Source organism: Aureibaculum luteum (genome assembly GCF_003449015.1).
Lineage (GTDB): Bacteria > Bacteroidota > Bacteroidia > Flavobacteriales > Flavobacteriaceae > Aureibaculum > Aureibaculum luteum.
Map to the genome: position 1 here is coordinate 1 of NZ_QRGD01000007.1, position 13,336 is coordinate 13,336.

The window sequence follows — 13,336 nt, forward strand, 5'->3', positions numbered from 1 at the left end:
GAAGATACAAAAAAGTTATAAAACCAATATGATTCTTTTAAAAGAAAATGTTAGAAGTTATTAGACAGTCTGACGTTGTTGTATATGGTTTGTTGCGTGTTTCAAGCAACTAATTTAGTAAATAATTACCGACCAAGAAAGTCCGCGAGGACTTTCGTATATAGTCGAGAAGCCAGCAATAAATTATATACGGTGTTGCCCACAGTATTTTATTCCGCAAGCAACTTTTTCGGTACTTGATAACTTGCTGAATACATTAAATTCTTTTCACGTTTCTTAAATTCATTAAATGCTTTTTTATACCACTTTGGGTCATTCGCAACAGTTTTGTATTCTTCGAAACTCAAAACATCATAAAAATCTCCGTTTAGCCAAGGTTCAATTCCGAAAATAGCAATTTCGTTTTTTTCTGCTTTGTTAAGCACGATTTCAAAGTCAGACTCTGAGAAATAGTAAATCGATTCAGAGTCGAATCCGTCATTCAGGTTTTCAAGTCCGTTAAATAAATTTGTTTTCAGATATTGAAATTCCTTTTTTCGTTCTTCTTCGGTGTAATCTTTTAATTCCATTTGCTCAAAAGTTTTCAGTTCCGTTTTCTTTTTAGAATTACAGCTTAAAGTTAGAAATGAGATTAGTGTTATTCGGATTATTTTTTTCAATATATAGGTGCATCAAATTTTACAATCGTCGTGTCATTTTCCACTTTAAAGTCAACCCAATGGTCAAGTGAACCTCCATTCGTATAATATCCACCACCAGTTATTTCTTTTTTTCCATTTGTACGATTGAATGTCAGAGAATAAGCTCCGTCAGATTTGTTTTTTTTCATTGATAAAAATTCAGTTATAGATTCATTCGGCTCAATTTTGTCAATTTTTATTATTTCAAGTTTTTCCGTTGTTGTGAATTCAACATTTGTAATCGGTTCACTCGAGTTATTTTTAATTTTCATTTCAATTCCGTTTTCTTTAAACAATAAACACGAGTTTAAAGTCAGAATTAAAGTTATTACGATGAGTTTTTTCATATTGTGGGCAACGTTAAATATAAGAAATCGTAGGGCAGGTGATAAGCACTATTTTCCGGCTTGTTACTTAGCCAAATATAAATATTTTGCTTTTATCTTTTTTGTTATAAATGTCAAAATTTTATATTTGGCGACCTCGGAAATAGACAACCAACTTTCGATTAAGCACAAATGCCCTATGTTTTTTATATAGTGTTAGCTAATGTTTATTCTTTCAAGAAATTCTTTTATTTTATCGAACTCTTTTCCTTCAGAAAATCTAGAATGTTGCTTTTTTAAATTTTCAATATATTTTAATGTTTGAAATTTTTCTTTTCCAATTCGTTTGTTTTCAAAACTATATAACTCTAAAAGTTTTTTAAATTTCGGGTCATTTTCCTTATCATATTCTTTTTTTAAATTAGTTAGAAACTTTTTGAAAAATTCATCTTGAAGTCTAGAGAAACTTATTCCTTTAAATTCCTTATCAGGTATTATAGGGTTTAATGAATTATCTTTATTATACACTATAGCTATGTAGTCTTCAATTCCATCAAAGGATGATAAATATGGGTCTGATAAAATATCACCAATGTTTTTGTTTAAAACTTCACCAACAGAATTTAGGTTGTCTGATTTTGATTTAACGTGTATTTCAAATTTTATTTTTAATTCTGTTATTAGTTTGTGGTAGAAGTCAACAATAGTAAGAGTGTCAATGAAATTATTCTCCCAATTTTCATTCTCATCGTTATTTTCAAATGAGTAAGCTATTGAAGAATAAATATCACGTAAGTTTAATTTGTTAAAATTTTCGTAGCTAGAATTTGTAAGAAATGCATAATAATTAATTTCTAAAGGATTTTCTTCTTCTCTGTTTATAAACTCAATTAACAAATCTCCAGATTTGTTATAATATTCTGTCATTGAGTTTATAAGAGCTTTAAAAATATTAATATTAGCTTTATGTCTATTATGTTCTATTGTTTTTTCTTTTTTTATTGTAGCCTGAAAAATTTTCCTTTGTTCATTGTTTGCTTTAAACTGAATATAGAAAGCCAAAAATGTAAGAACAGATGCTGAAAAAGCAATTATTGGATTTAATACCCCTCCAATACTATCTCCAATTTCATTTGGTGGTAATTTTAAATTTTTATCATCTACACTTTCTGGAAAATGAAAAAGTAAATCATTGTATGAGTAATAATTTATAAAGTAAAAAAGAGAGTATATTATTAGTATTATGGAGAGAACAATTAGTCCTATTAAAACGGGATCTTTTTTCTTCATTTAGATTTTTTCTAATATTAGCTAACGGTTTAGCTATGAACAGTACGGGAGCAAACTAGCGTTTGCTTTCCGCCATGCACATAGCGAAATCTTTTGGTTTTGTTTTTTCTTTTTTTGTGTCAAAGCGAAATCCCAAAGATTTCGCGACCTTATAAATAAACACAGACCTTAGCGTTTAAGCCCAAAGCCCGTATTGTTTATAGGTTTTGTTAGGCAATGTTTTACTCCTCAGTTTTTATCATAAATTCTGGTACTTCGCTGAGCGTTTCAGTTATTTGTTTCAATTCGATTATATCTGAATCTAGCGATATTATTTTGTACGTTAGAATTTCATTTTCAGTATTTTTCCCTCCACTAAATACTCCACTTTTAGTAGATTTAGTAGTTTCTATTTTAAGAATACTGTCTAGACTGATATTCCAAATCCCTTCGCTTTTTTCTCCAGCTAAGTTTTCTTTACCTAAAATTAATTCAAACGTTCTATCTTTATTAAAACTGTATTTGTGATTCCCTTGCATTTTTGCAACCATTTTCAATCCAAATAAATAGTCTTTCAGTTCAGGCTTTGATTCAACATATGCCAAAGATTTATTCCAATCCTTGTCCCACGTTCCTAGAATATTACTTTCTAGATTGTTCATTTCCTTTTCCGAACAACCTATCATACTGAAAATTAGAACGAATAATAAGGTTGTAATTGATAGTTTTTGTTTTTTCATAATTGGTTTATTTAAATATTGCCTAACGGTCTCGGCTATGAGTAGTTGCGTGGGTTAATACTTAACTTCGCAAGTACCCACCAAATTGAAAATCCGCGAGGATTTTCAGTAGTAGGCGAGAACAAGCAATTACTTATAGCCATTGTTGTGCTTTCGTTATTTATAATTTAGTCATATTGAGTTTCCTTAAGAATTTTATCTATCAATAGGTCTAATTCTATAAATAGGTTTTTGTTATCTGCAATCCAGTATAAAAATTCGTCAGTATTGTTTTCGAATTCAATTTCTTTAAAAATTTGAAGTTTATCCACCTTCAGGTTTGATTTTTCTTTCCAATTTAATGGACCATAGGCATCCATATCTTTAAAGGAATATTTTTTTGATAAATAGGGAAAAATCTCGTTATCTAATTTTGCGGTAAATCTTGTTGTTCTATCTGTCAATGCTTTCATCGTTCGTCCCCAATTATATATTAAATTAACCAATTCCTGATTCTGGAGCAATTCCAAACGTCCCGATTGTATTAGACCAGAAATGGTATTTTCCGAGGGTCTGAATATAGGAGGGTCAAAGGCATAAAAAAGTAAACTATCAACATTTTGCTTTTTAAGATAATCTTCGTCTTTGCCTATATTATTCATTAATTGTCTGAGGGCTGCCTCACATAATTCATTTTCCTCAATTCTTCTTTTTATAATCGCTTTGTTTTGCAAATATTCAGTATGAATGTTCTTTACAATGGATTGTTCTTCAAGTTTCTGAATTCGTTCTTGGTTCCAATTATTGATTGACAATGCAATCAAAATTCCAATTACAACAAGTACAATTTCGCCAATCGCGTAAATCAGATATTTGCTGAATTTATTTTCAGTCAGCAGGTTTTGTCTAATTTTTCTAAAGAATTTAATCATTGGTTAGCGGTTTCTGATAGTAAAGCACAATGGTTTTATACATCTTAGCAAAAGTTTATTATTCCTTATTCAAAAATTCAGTTACTAAATTATTCTTTTCAGATTCCATTTCGCAAGTCCAACTGTCTATAAACCATCTTCCATTTTCATAATGAAGTTGAACGCTATTTAGACCTCTAATATTGGATTCAGTTTTTAGGTCAGTTCGTATTTCAAATGCACTCCAAACTTGCGCAATATTTCCAAACTTGCTAACTATTCTTTTTAGCTCCTTTTCATAAAAATTCTCTTTTGGTGATAATCCAATTGGTATATATTCCGCCTCCAAAGAATGAGTTTTCGCTTTTCCATTTTCATCAATTCTTGTAATAAAAGCATTTTTTGAATGAATGTAACTATCTCTTTCAAACTCCCAAGGTTCACTACTCGAGCCAGAAACAACATCATAATATGCATTTATTATCGCATCTACTGATTTTACATCTTTTGCGTATTTGTCATCATTAGTTTGTCCGAAAATTGAATTACAAGCAAAAATTATGCTAATTGATGTAAGTATTATTTTATTCATATCTATTGGTTTTTTAAATTTTTGCTAATGTCAGTCTGTCTAATAACCTACTACATTTTTAATAAGCTGTTTCTATTTTTTCTAATAATATAGTTGCTGACTCTTTATAATATCTTAACATAGGCAAAAAATTTTCAATCGCTATTAATCTATATGTCACAACCTTATTTTTAAAAATTTTACTCTTTGCAAAAAAAGCTATCGTTCCTGGATTGTATTTCATATTCATATGGTCTGAATACCAAGAGAATTGTTCAATATATTTTATATTATTAAATGATTCTTCCTTTAATTTATCAAGTACCAAATTTAAAGATTCATCAATATTATAGAACTGAATAATTTCATTTGTTAGGTCTTTATTTCCGCTAGTGTTAAAGTCATTATAGGTTTTAAGTAATCCAATACCTTTATCTTGAATATCAAAGGCTATAAAACTATTTATATCAATTGGGATGGTAGTAAAATCTAAATAATTAGTTGCGTTAATTGAATCTAAAGGAATACTTGAATATCCTTCTGTAATGAATTTTTCAATTCTCAATTCTAATTGTTCATATCGTTTTATAACGTCATCTATATTTGAGAGGTCAGACTTTAAGTTTTGTTCAACTTCATTGTAAATGGTGCTAAGTTGATTTTCACTTTTCCTGTTTTCATTCCAATTATTAATTGAAAGTGCAATTAAAATTCCAATAACTACAAGTACAATTTCTCCGATAGCATATTTAAAATACTTGGCAGTTTTGTTTTTCTCCATAAGGTCGTAGCGTATTTTTCTAAAGAATTTAATCATTGGTTAGCGGTTCCTGGTAATGAAGCACAACGTGTTTGTGTATGCTTAGTTGCGTTTGTAAGTTACTAATTTAGTAAACAAAAACGGATTAGAAAATCTGCTAAGATTTTCCGAATAGGCGAGAACCTAGCAATTAAATATACACGGTGTTGTGCCTAGTTATTTTATTTTTATTTCGTTCAGATTTCGTTCAAATATATTTCCAAAATTTTCATCTTCGAGTTTCTTAATTTGAATGTTATTCCAAGTCAATTCTATCCGTATTTCTTTGTTTTTTCCGTTCTCAATAACTGTAATGATAATCGGGATATTTTCTCTTTTCGTTTTATAGAATTTGAGTAGGTTTTCCGTTTTCCCAAAAAGATGAGAAGTCAGAGGTGAATTTAATTCAATATCAATTCCGTTCGCGATTGGTTCAATTTCGATAAACCCTTTTTCAGAACTTTCATTTTCTAATCCGTGAAGAAATTCAATTGTCGGAAGTTTTATTTTTTCAATTTTTAGTGATTCCGATTTTATATTTCCGACATATTTAATTCTGTATATTCCGCAAGCTTGTCCAAAAGTATATTGAATTGATAGGCTTAAAATTAACAGTATAAATATTCTTTTCATTTGTTTTCTTTAATTAGGCACAACGTCTCGTATATGAAACGTAGCGTGTTAAAAGACGTAATCGTTTCGAATTAAACACTGAGCCGAATTTTTAAATTTTTCTTTTTATCTTTATTTTATTAAAAGCCAAATTTAAAAATTTGGAGGTCTTCCCAAATACACATAAACCTCTCGAAAAGCCTATAATAGCTATGTTTTATATACATTGTTAGCAGCTTTTTTACTTATTATCAATCCATTTTCCAGCTTCGATTACCTTTTCAAGGTGTCCCATAGTCACATCAGGTTTTAAATACTTTCTTCTTTCTTTAATCAGAATATTTTTAATCCAGTTTAATGGGCGTGGTGCAAAGTCGACACTGCCATCAATGTGTAAATCAATATCAAACTCATCAAGGTTTTGAATTTCAAATTTCTCAAAAAACTCTTCAAAGAAACTAATTGCATCAAGTCCATAGAATCCAATGTCTTCAGCCAATTTTAACTCAGAGTTTATCTCATCAACTTTCAGATGAGTCTTATTTGTTATAAAATCAATTAGTTCTTGTTTCATATTAAACATCAATTTCTCGATAAAATGAAAAAAGGTTTTTGTAATGTTCTTTCGTTTTAATTCCCATTATTGATTTTAAATACTCTCTAGGTTTCTTTTTTTGTTCCATAATTGTCACTAAAAAGTCCGTATACAAATAATTAGTAACGGTATCTTCTGAGCTGTTGAATGCTTCCTCCACATTGTTCATAAATTGGATTGCTTCTTGAAGTTCACCATCTAAAACAAATTGAGTTAGTTCTTCCGCTAGTTTGGTCATTATTCCAGAATTTTCAAATCCGTCTTCCTCAAGGTCAATTCCCTTGAGTATCTGTAATTTTTTAATTTTTGGAAATTGTTTTTCCAAAGAGGTGTAAAAATCAAATGCGGTCTGTTTTGTCATTTCTGTAATTGCTGCTAACGAAGGGATATAAGTACCGTTACCTATATACTCCATATATCCTTACAAATCTAAAGGATTTTTTATTTGTAAAAAAACATTTGTCGCCACATGTGTATAAATTTCGGTAGTTTTTGGGTTTTTATGCCCAAGCAAGGCTTGGATATATCTTAAATCTGTACCGTTTTCAAGCAGATGGGTTGCAAAAGAATGCCTTAAAACATGTGGGGTAACATTCATCTTGATACCACTTTTTTTAGCTGCTCGTTTTACTATTTTGAGCACACTTTCTGCCGAATATTGATTTCCTTTAGGGCCTTCAAATAGATATATTTTGGGTTTCCATTCTCTATAATATAGCCTAAGGTCTTTTAAAAAAGTTTTTGAAAGCAAAGTATATCTATCTTTGTTGCCTTTTGCCCCTTCAATTCGTATCAACATTCTTTTACTGTCGATATTTTCCACTTTCAAATTCAACAATTCACTTCTTCTAAGACCTGCCGAGTATAGTAAGCTAACGATGCAACGATGTTTTATGTTGTTGGTTTGTTCAATTACACTCAAAACATCTTCTTTTGATAGAACTTTTGGTAATTTTTCTTCTTTCCTTGGTCTTTCAATAGTATAGAATCTGTTGGGCATGCCAAGTACAATTTCATAATAAAATTTTATGGCGTTGATCGTCTGATTTATAGATGAATTTGACTTCTTTTCCTTAATTAGTTTTTGCAAATAGTCTCTAATGTCATTTTCATTTAAATCTAATAGATCCGAATCTTTATAATGGTTTATAAACGACTCAAAACATGACACATAATTCTTGACCGTATTGTTGGCATATCTTTTAAGTTCAAGTTTTTTTAAGTATTCTTCGGGGCATTTTCTATAGCCTTCTTTCTTTTCACGCTTCTTGAACCAGTCTAAATCAACATCTTCATTATCATTTCTCAGCGTGTTATTTTGAAAAAAATAATTGCCATTTATCCAAGCCACACCCCTAAATTTCTCAAATACAAGGTTAACGTTCTGTTTAGTGTTTAAGATATAGACCATGTTAAACTCCTTGCTCCACTTAGGGCTTGGCAACTCTTTTATCAATGCTTGTACTACTTTATCAGTATAAAACTGTAGTCCAATACATTGCTGTTTTCGTATTAATAGGTGTTTAAGGGTTATTGATTTTTCCATTTGACTTACTACTTTATTCAATATTACATTTAAATACTTAAATAATCGTATACTATATGAATAATATACGTATAATGTACTTTTAAAATTGAAATTATATGAAAATTCAAAAACTATGTCTATCCTGTAATAAGGAACTCAAGGGAAGATCAGACAAGAAATTCTGTGATCAATACTGTAAAAGTGCATACCATTATAAATTGTCGCAAGAACAGGCTCCAAAGTTTTTTAACCAAGTTGATAATCAATTGAAACTAAACCGAAAAATTTTAAAAGAATATAATAAGGCGGGCAAAGCAACCGTGAGAACAGAAATAATTATAGATTTAGGCTTTGACCCAAATTTTTTCACGCATTACTGGAAAAATCAAAAAGGAGATGTTTACCTGTTTGTATATGAATATGGTTTTTTGACAAAGAAAGAGAATGGAAGAAAAAAATTTATCCTTATTTTATGGCAAGAATATATGAATCACAAGAAATTTAAGCAATAGTTAACTATTTGTCTGAAAATTTGTTCGCTTTTTGCGAACGGATTTGAAGAGCAAGAGGGTAACACGCTTCGCGATGTTACTGTTTGTTAATTTACTGAAATTCAGTAAATTATGTTCATTATGAAAATCTCTATTGTCACATTTTTCCAGTAAAAAGCTCTGGAGACCCTATAAACAGGTAATTTTTTCCAGTAAAAATGTTACAATTAATAAAGTTTGTTGCTTTTTATGTCAAATTGAGAGGAGTGAAAACTACCGCATCCGCTCGAGCGGATTTGGTTCATTTTTAAACTGGTGGATTCTCATCCGCAAATACCAGCCTCCAAATCCACAAGTTTAAAAACGTTTTTCTGTTTAATTTTAATATAGAGGTTGATTTCATTAATAAAATAATTTATCAACTATTTATTTGTGTTAAAATAAAATCCCACCCCTTAAATAAAAAAGGAGTGGGAAAATTGCTATGAAAAAGAATAAGTTATTCTTAGAATAACTTAAGAGTACTAAATTAAAAAAAATTTGCTAATTCATTTAATGTACTGTCTTTTTTTTGCGACCTTCGGGAGCAGACAAGGTTGTTTTTGTGGGAACAAAAACACATCTTGCACTTATCTGCATTCCTCATGATCGAAGTACTTTTTAAGACTAGATTATTTGAAGTAATTTCCCAACTTTCAAAAAATATTGGCTAATGAAAAAAATAAAAATTAAAGACTTAATTATTATTCTCAGAATAAGATTTATCATTCTTATTTAAATGAATAAGTTTTGACTTTAAAATAGCCATATCATCAGAGACTTTTCTGTCCAAAATTTTAGCATAATGCTGTGTTGTTCTCAATGATTTATGACCTAGCATTTTACTCACTGACTCTATCGGGACACCATTTGAAAGTGTAACTGTGGTTGCAAAAGTATGACGAGCAAGGTGTGTGGTTAAATTTTTTGTAATACCACACAAATCAGCAATTTCCTTTAAGTAAGCATTAGACTTTTGGTTACTTAAAACTGGTAATAAAATGTCTCCATTTATTACGTCAATATGGTCTTTATAGTTGTCTAGAATCATTAGAGCTGTTGGGAGTAATGGAATGTTACTAGGTGTATTTGTTTTAGTTCTATTGGTCATAATCCACATTTCTCCATCTATTCCTTTAACTAAATTATTTTTTGTTAGTTTTTTAACATCAACATAGGCGAAACCAGTATAGCAGCAAAATATAAAAATGTCTCGTACTAGTTCGAGTCTTGGAGCATGGAATTTTTTATATAACATTAATTGAATTTCCTCTTTAGTCAAAAATTCACGCTCCACTATCTTTGTGCGAGCTTTATAGTTTATAAACGGGTCTTTGTCAATCCACCCATTTGAAAGGGCAATGATTATAATCTTTTTGAAGTTTTTAATATACTTTAGAGTTGAATTGTGATTACAATTTTTGACGCTCTTTAGGTAAAATTCAAAATTTGTAATAAAACTGTGATTTATCCTTTCTATTGGAATATCCTTTAGCTTAAATTTATACGCTAAGAAATTTTTAACGTGTTTGTATGCCGTTTTGTATTTTTTAACCGTGCTAAGCGCATATTCTTTGCCAATTAGCATCTCCATTTGTTCGTTATGGTTTTCAAAAATCTCTAATAGCATCATTTGATTTTCACCGATACCCAAATAACTATTTTTTATGGCTTCTGAAGTGATCTTTATATCTCGTCTTAAAAGTTGTTGATGGATAGCGTAAATTTTGTTTCTTAACGCGTCCAAATAATTATTAAAATCCTTTACTTCTTCTTTTGTGCCCGATAATTTCTCTGCTTTTTGATTCCATTTTGACACATTTACCTTTCTATTAATACTTAACTCACTTCGTCTCCCATTAACCGTAATCCTCATATAAACAGAGGCTTTATCAGGTAAATCACTGTCTCTACGCTTTGGATAAAATAAGACTGAAAATGTATTTTTCATAAAATAGCATTTTATGCTCACCTAAAGTATGTAAAAAAATGTGAAATACCAAGAAAATAGGTAAAAAAAGTGTATTTGTAACTAATTAATATACAGTTTATTATAGCTAAATCGGTGAGCATTATTTTAAATTATTAATGCTCACCGAATTGCTCACCTTTTTTATGCTATTAATTGCTATTAAATGATATCAATGAAAATTAAAAATCCTGTAAATCAACGATTTACAGGATTTTGTTATCATTTAGTATTATAAAAGTGGAGACGGAGGGACTCGAACCCTCGTCCAAACAAGCAACTAAAGTGCTTTCTACATGCATAGTCATCGTTTAATTTTCGTCCAAAAGCTGACCGACAACCGCCCACTTTTAGCTTATCTTCTTTAGTTTCAAAACACTAGCGAAGTATAGCATTTCTATGTCAATTTTTACGATGTCTCAAACTTGAACGCCATTAACAAAGGCTGTCAGGAGACATAAAGCTTCTCTACCTAGTAGAGACGAGGCTAAATCCTACTGTAATTCGGATTATGCAGCTAAAGCGTAGTTATTCTCGCCGTTTAAAGTGTTGAAATTGAGTTTTACGAGTACTATTTCATTGCTCGACATGCTTACAGTTCAATTGGTCTTGCTGTCAAAACCAGTCGCCCCCAAATTATTATTTAATTTACAAAGATAGTTATAATTTTGAAATCAAAACTTGTTAAATACCTTATTTCATAATACCTTGCAACAAAATCTGTACCAAAACCTAACATATGAAGTTTGCTATAATAAAAGAAGTTAAAAGTCCGCCAGATCGTCGTGTGGTTTTATCGCCCGAGGCTTGTTGTCAGTTATTAGAAACTTATCCTAATGCAGAAGTAGTTGTTCAATCTTCTGATATTAGAGTTTTTAAAGATGAAGAGTATAGAGCGTTAGGTATTACGGTTTCTGAAGATATTTCAGATTGTGATGTGATGTTAGGTGTAAAAGAAGCTACCATAGAAAGTTTAATTGCCAACAAATCTTATTTTTTCTTTTCACATACTATAAAAAAACAACCCTATAACAGAGCTTTGTTAAAAGCCATTCTCGATAAAAATATTACTTTTTATGATCATGAAACGATTACCGATAGTCGTGGGAATCGATTAATAGGTTTTGGTTATTACGCGGGTGTTGTAGGGGCCTATAATGCTATTAGAGCATATGGTATTAAATTTGGAGGTATAAATTTGCCAAATGCTGACAGTTTAAAAAATGGTAAAGAATTAGAGGAGGAATTACAGAAAAATCAAGTCCCTGCAATTAAAATTGTGGTAACGGGCACAGGTAAGGTAGGTACTGGAGTAAAGGAAATTTTGGAAATCTTAAAAATTAAAGAAGTTTCAGTTAATGACTATTTAGAAAAGGATTTTAAGGAACCGGTATATGTACAATTAGATGTATTAGATTATAATGCTCGCAAAGACGGACAGGAATTAGATAAATATGATTTTTTCGAAAACCCGAGTGAGTACGAATCATCATTTATGCGTTTTGCAGCGGTAAGCGAATTATATATTGCTGCCCATTTTTATGGTGAAGGAGCTCCGTATATAATTACACATGACAACACAAAATCGGATACTTTTAATATAAAAGTAATTGCAGATATTAGTTGTGATATTGATGGTCCGGTTGCACCAACTATCCGACCTTCTACAATTGCTGATCCGGTCTATGGGTATAATCCTGAAACGAGTCAAGAAATTGATTATAAAGATGCTAAGGCTATAGTTGTAATGGCAGTAGATAATTTGCCTTGCGAATTACCTGATAATGCAAGTCGCGGATTTGGAAACATGTTTTTAAAAGATGTAATTCCGGCATTTTTTAATGATGATAAAGACGGTGTTTTAAAGCGAGCAAAAATGACCGAGAACGGTAAACTCACTGAAAATTTTAAATACCTTCAAGATTACGTTGACGGTAAAGAGTAAAAATACGAATTAATTGTCCCCTCGAGGGAACTTTAGGGATGCCTAGGCACTAACTATAATGCAAGACAAACAATTTCTTATCGATTTAGCCAACACTAAAATGCCATATGGTAAATTTAAAGGGAGAGACCTTATAGATTTGCCAGAGCATTATGTTGTTTGGTATCATGCCAAAGGCTTCCCGAAAGGAAAATTAGGGATGATGCTCGGTTTGGTTTATGAATTAAAACTAAATGGCTTAGAGCATTTGGTTAAAGAGATAAAACGAAGGGATAATTAGAGGGTGCTAAAAAACGCACGGTTTAGATTGTTATTTACGATAATCAAATCAATTTTAATATACTTTCTCCTAGAAATATATAGCATGCTACAAGAATTGATTCCCCAATAAAAATTGCTGAAATGTATTTTATAAAGTTCATGCGTATAGAACCTGCAATATAGCAAATCAAGTCTGTTGGAACTAAAGGGAAAAAAGACCAACCAAGAACTACCCAAAACCCATGTTTGTCTAATTTTTCTATTATTTTGGTTTTTCTTGAATTATGTTTTTGACCAAAAAGGTTTCCAAATTCTAAAAATTTAGAAGCAAAATAGAGGTAAATGGCAGTAGTCATTATTCCAAACATGGAGATCCAAAACACAGTCCATGGTGATTCTGGAAAAAGAAGAACGCCAGCAAAAATAAATGGAGTAGACGGTAATAAGAAAAGACCCCGAATAAGACAAATTGCGATATATGTAGAAAATATTTTCGTTGAATTTTCTTTTACAAAGGCAGAAAGCGAGTCATGTGTAAACCTCTCAGGATATAAAAAGAATAAGGTTAACCCTATAAGTACAAGTACTACCCAAAAAATTCTAAGATAAATTTTTGTCTTT

At 30.5% G+C, this 13,336-nt stretch carries 17 protein-coding genes and 1 other RNA gene; 4 read left to right on the forward strand and 14 right to left on the reverse strand.

The features are described 5' to 3' along the window. Nucleotides 1-209 precede the first annotated feature (209 nt). From D3P13_RS15220 to xerA, 11 genes are all read right to left on the reverse strand, one after another. Nucleotides 210-569: a hypothetical protein gene (locus D3P13_RS15220; RefSeq protein WP_117883735.1), complete on the reverse strand. Its 360-nt coding sequence runs from the start codon at nt 567-569 to the stop codon at nt 210-212. Nucleotides 570-655: 86 nt separating this feature from the next. Next, nucleotides 656-1,027, reverse strand: a complete 372-nt coding sequence (locus D3P13_RS15225; RefSeq protein ID WP_157972933.1) for a hypothetical protein — start codon at nt 1,025-1,027, stop codon at nt 656-658. A 195-nt stretch (nt 1,028-1,222) separates the two neighbouring features. Next, nucleotides 1,223-2,296, reverse strand: coding sequence for a hypothetical protein (locus D3P13_RS15230; RefSeq protein WP_117883737.1), 1,074 nt, complete (start codon nt 2,294-2,296; stop codon nt 1,223-1,225). A 221-nt stretch (nt 2,297-2,517) separates the two neighbouring features. After that, on the reverse strand, nt 2,518-3,015 hold the full coding sequence (locus tag D3P13_RS15235; RefSeq protein WP_117883738.1) for a hypothetical protein: 498 nt from the start codon (nt 3,013-3,015) through the stop codon (nt 2,518-2,520). A 167-nt stretch (nt 3,016-3,182) separates the two neighbouring features. Then, nucleotides 3,183-3,926 carry a DUF6090 family protein gene (locus D3P13_RS15240; RefSeq protein ID WP_117883739.1) on the reverse strand — a complete coding sequence of 248 codons (744 nt, stop codon included), beginning with the start codon at nt 3,924-3,926 and terminating at the stop codon, nt 3,183-3,185. A 58-nt stretch (nt 3,927-3,984) separates the two neighbouring features. Then, nucleotides 3,985-4,497, reverse strand: coding sequence for a hypothetical protein (locus D3P13_RS15245; RefSeq protein ID WP_117883740.1), 513 nt, complete (start codon nt 4,495-4,497; stop codon nt 3,985-3,987). Nucleotides 4,498-4,555: 58 nt separating this feature from the next. Further along, nucleotides 4,556-5,257, reverse strand: a complete 702-nt coding sequence (locus tag D3P13_RS15250) for a DUF6090 family protein (RefSeq protein WP_117883741.1) — start codon at nt 5,255-5,257, stop codon at nt 4,556-4,558. Between the two features lie 195 nt (nt 5,258-5,452). After that, nucleotides 5,453-5,908 (reverse strand): hypothetical protein, encoded by a 456-nt coding sequence (locus D3P13_RS15255; RefSeq protein ID WP_117883742.1) that lies wholly within the window; start codon nt 5,906-5,908, stop codon nt 5,453-5,455. 220 nt (nt 5,909-6,128) lie between these two features. Beyond that, complete coding sequence (locus tag D3P13_RS15260; protein WP_157972934.1) at nt 6,129-6,461, reverse strand: DUF1493 family protein; 333 nt, start codon at nt 6,459-6,461, stop codon at nt 6,129-6,131. A gap of 1 nt (nt 6,462) precedes the next feature. Then, on the reverse strand, nt 6,463-6,897 hold the full coding sequence (locus D3P13_RS15265; protein WP_117883744.1) for a DUF7674 family protein: 435 nt from the start codon (nt 6,895-6,897) through the stop codon (nt 6,463-6,465). A 6-nt stretch (nt 6,898-6,903) separates the two neighbouring features. Next, the gene (gene xerA, locus D3P13_RS15270) at nt 6,904-8,028 is read right to left on the reverse strand and encodes a site-specific tyrosine recombinase/integron integrase (protein ID WP_117883745.1); all 1,125 of its coding nucleotides are present in this window, start codon (nt 8,026-8,028) and stop codon (nt 6,904-6,906) included. 98 nt (nt 8,029-8,126) lie between these two features. Between xerA and D3P13_RS15275 the strand changes: the two genes are divergently transcribed. Then, nucleotides 8,127-8,522 (forward strand): hypothetical protein, encoded by a 396-nt coding sequence (locus D3P13_RS15275; protein WP_117883746.1) that lies wholly within the window; start codon nt 8,127-8,129, stop codon nt 8,520-8,522. A gap of 715 nt (nt 8,523-9,237) precedes the next feature. Here D3P13_RS15275 and D3P13_RS15280 read toward each other — a convergent pair. Continuing rightward, nucleotides 9,238-10,491 (reverse strand): site-specific integrase, encoded by a 1,254-nt coding sequence (locus tag D3P13_RS15280; protein ID WP_117883747.1) that lies wholly within the window; start codon nt 10,489-10,491, stop codon nt 9,238-9,240. Between the two features lie 256 nt (nt 10,492-10,747). Then, nucleotides 10,748-11,142, reverse strand: a transfer-messenger RNA (tmRNA) gene (ssrA, locus tag D3P13_RS15285). A gap of 106 nt (nt 11,143-11,248) precedes the next feature. On the opposite strand from ssrA, the gene D3P13_RS15290 reads away from it, so the two are divergent. Beyond that, entirely contained in the window at nt 11,249-12,454 is a 1,206-nt protein-coding gene (locus D3P13_RS15290; protein ID WP_117883748.1) for an NAD(P)-dependent oxidoreductase, read from the forward strand. A 58-nt stretch (nt 12,455-12,512) separates the two neighbouring features. After that, on the forward strand, nt 12,513-12,734 hold the full coding sequence (locus D3P13_RS15295; RefSeq protein ID WP_394336469.1) for a DUF3820 family protein: 222 nt from the start codon (nt 12,513-12,515) through the stop codon (nt 12,732-12,734). A 43-nt stretch (nt 12,735-12,777) separates the two neighbouring features. Here the strand turns inward: D3P13_RS15295 and D3P13_RS22460 are convergent, their stop codons facing one another. Further along, complete coding sequence (locus D3P13_RS22460) at nt 12,778-13,098, reverse strand: VTT domain-containing protein (RefSeq protein WP_394336473.1); 321 nt, start codon at nt 13,096-13,098, stop codon at nt 12,778-12,780. Between D3P13_RS22460 and D3P13_RS22255 the strand changes: the two genes are divergently transcribed. Further along, nucleotides 13,058-13,324, forward strand: coding sequence for a hypothetical protein (locus D3P13_RS22255; protein WP_232829215.1), 267 nt, complete (start codon nt 13,058-13,060; stop codon nt 13,322-13,324). The genes D3P13_RS22460 and D3P13_RS22255 overlap by 41 nt on opposite strands. Nucleotides 13,325-13,336: the final 12 nt, after the last annotated feature.

Excerpts from the sequence above, each read along its gene's own strand:
- D3P13_RS15220 (WP_117883735.1), bottom strand. The coding sequence starts at position 569 with ATGGAATTAAAAGATTACACCGAAGAAGAACGAAAAAAGGAATTTCAA.
- D3P13_RS15225 (WP_157972933.1), bottom strand. The coding sequence starts at position 1,027 with ATGAAAAAACTCATCGTAATAACTTTAATTCTGACTTTAAACTCGTGT.
- D3P13_RS15230 (WP_117883737.1), bottom strand. The coding sequence starts at position 2,296 with ATGAAGAAAAAAGATCCCGTTTTAATAGGACTAATTGTTCTCTCCATA.
- D3P13_RS15235 (WP_117883738.1), bottom strand. The coding sequence starts at position 3,015 with ATGAAAAAACAAAAACTATCAATTACAACCTTATTATTCGTTCTAATT.
- D3P13_RS15240 (WP_117883739.1), bottom strand. The coding sequence starts at position 3,926 with ATGATTAAATTCTTTAGAAAAATTAGACAAAACCTGCTGACTGAAAAT.
- D3P13_RS15245 (WP_117883740.1), bottom strand. The coding sequence starts at position 4,497 with ATGAATAAAATAATACTTACATCAATTAGCATAATTTTTGCTTGTAAT.
- D3P13_RS15250 (WP_117883741.1), bottom strand. The coding sequence starts at position 5,257 with ATGGAGAAAAACAAAACTGCCAAGTATTTTAAATATGCTATCGGAGAA.
- D3P13_RS15255 (WP_117883742.1), bottom strand. The coding sequence starts at position 5,908 with ATGAAAAGAATATTTATACTGTTAATTTTAAGCCTATCAATTCAATAT.
- D3P13_RS15260 (WP_157972934.1), bottom strand. The coding sequence starts at position 6,461 with ATGAAACAAGAACTAATTGATTTTATAACAAATAAGACTCATCTGAAA.
- D3P13_RS15265 (WP_117883744.1), bottom strand. The coding sequence starts at position 6,897 with ATGGAGTATATAGGTAACGGTACTTATATCCCTTCGTTAGCAGCAATT.
- xerA (WP_117883745.1), bottom strand. The coding sequence starts at position 8,028 with ATGGAAAAATCAATAACCCTTAAACACCTATTAATACGAAAACAGCAA.
- D3P13_RS15275 (WP_117883746.1), top strand. The coding sequence starts at position 8,127 with ATGAAAATTCAAAAACTATGTCTATCCTGTAATAAGGAACTCAAGGGA.
- D3P13_RS15280 (WP_117883747.1), bottom strand. The coding sequence starts at position 10,491 with ATGAAAAATACATTTTCAGTCTTATTTTATCCAAAGCGTAGAGACAGT.
- D3P13_RS15290 (WP_117883748.1), top strand. The coding sequence starts at position 11,249 with ATGAAGTTTGCTATAATAAAAGAAGTTAAAAGTCCGCCAGATCGTCGT.
- D3P13_RS15295 (WP_394336469.1), top strand. The coding sequence starts at position 12,513 with ATGCAAGACAAACAATTTCTTATCGATTTAGCCAACACTAAAATGCCA.
- D3P13_RS22255 (WP_232829215.1), top strand. The coding sequence starts at position 13,058 with ATGGCAGTAGTCATTATTCCAAACATGGAGATCCAAAACACAGTCCAT.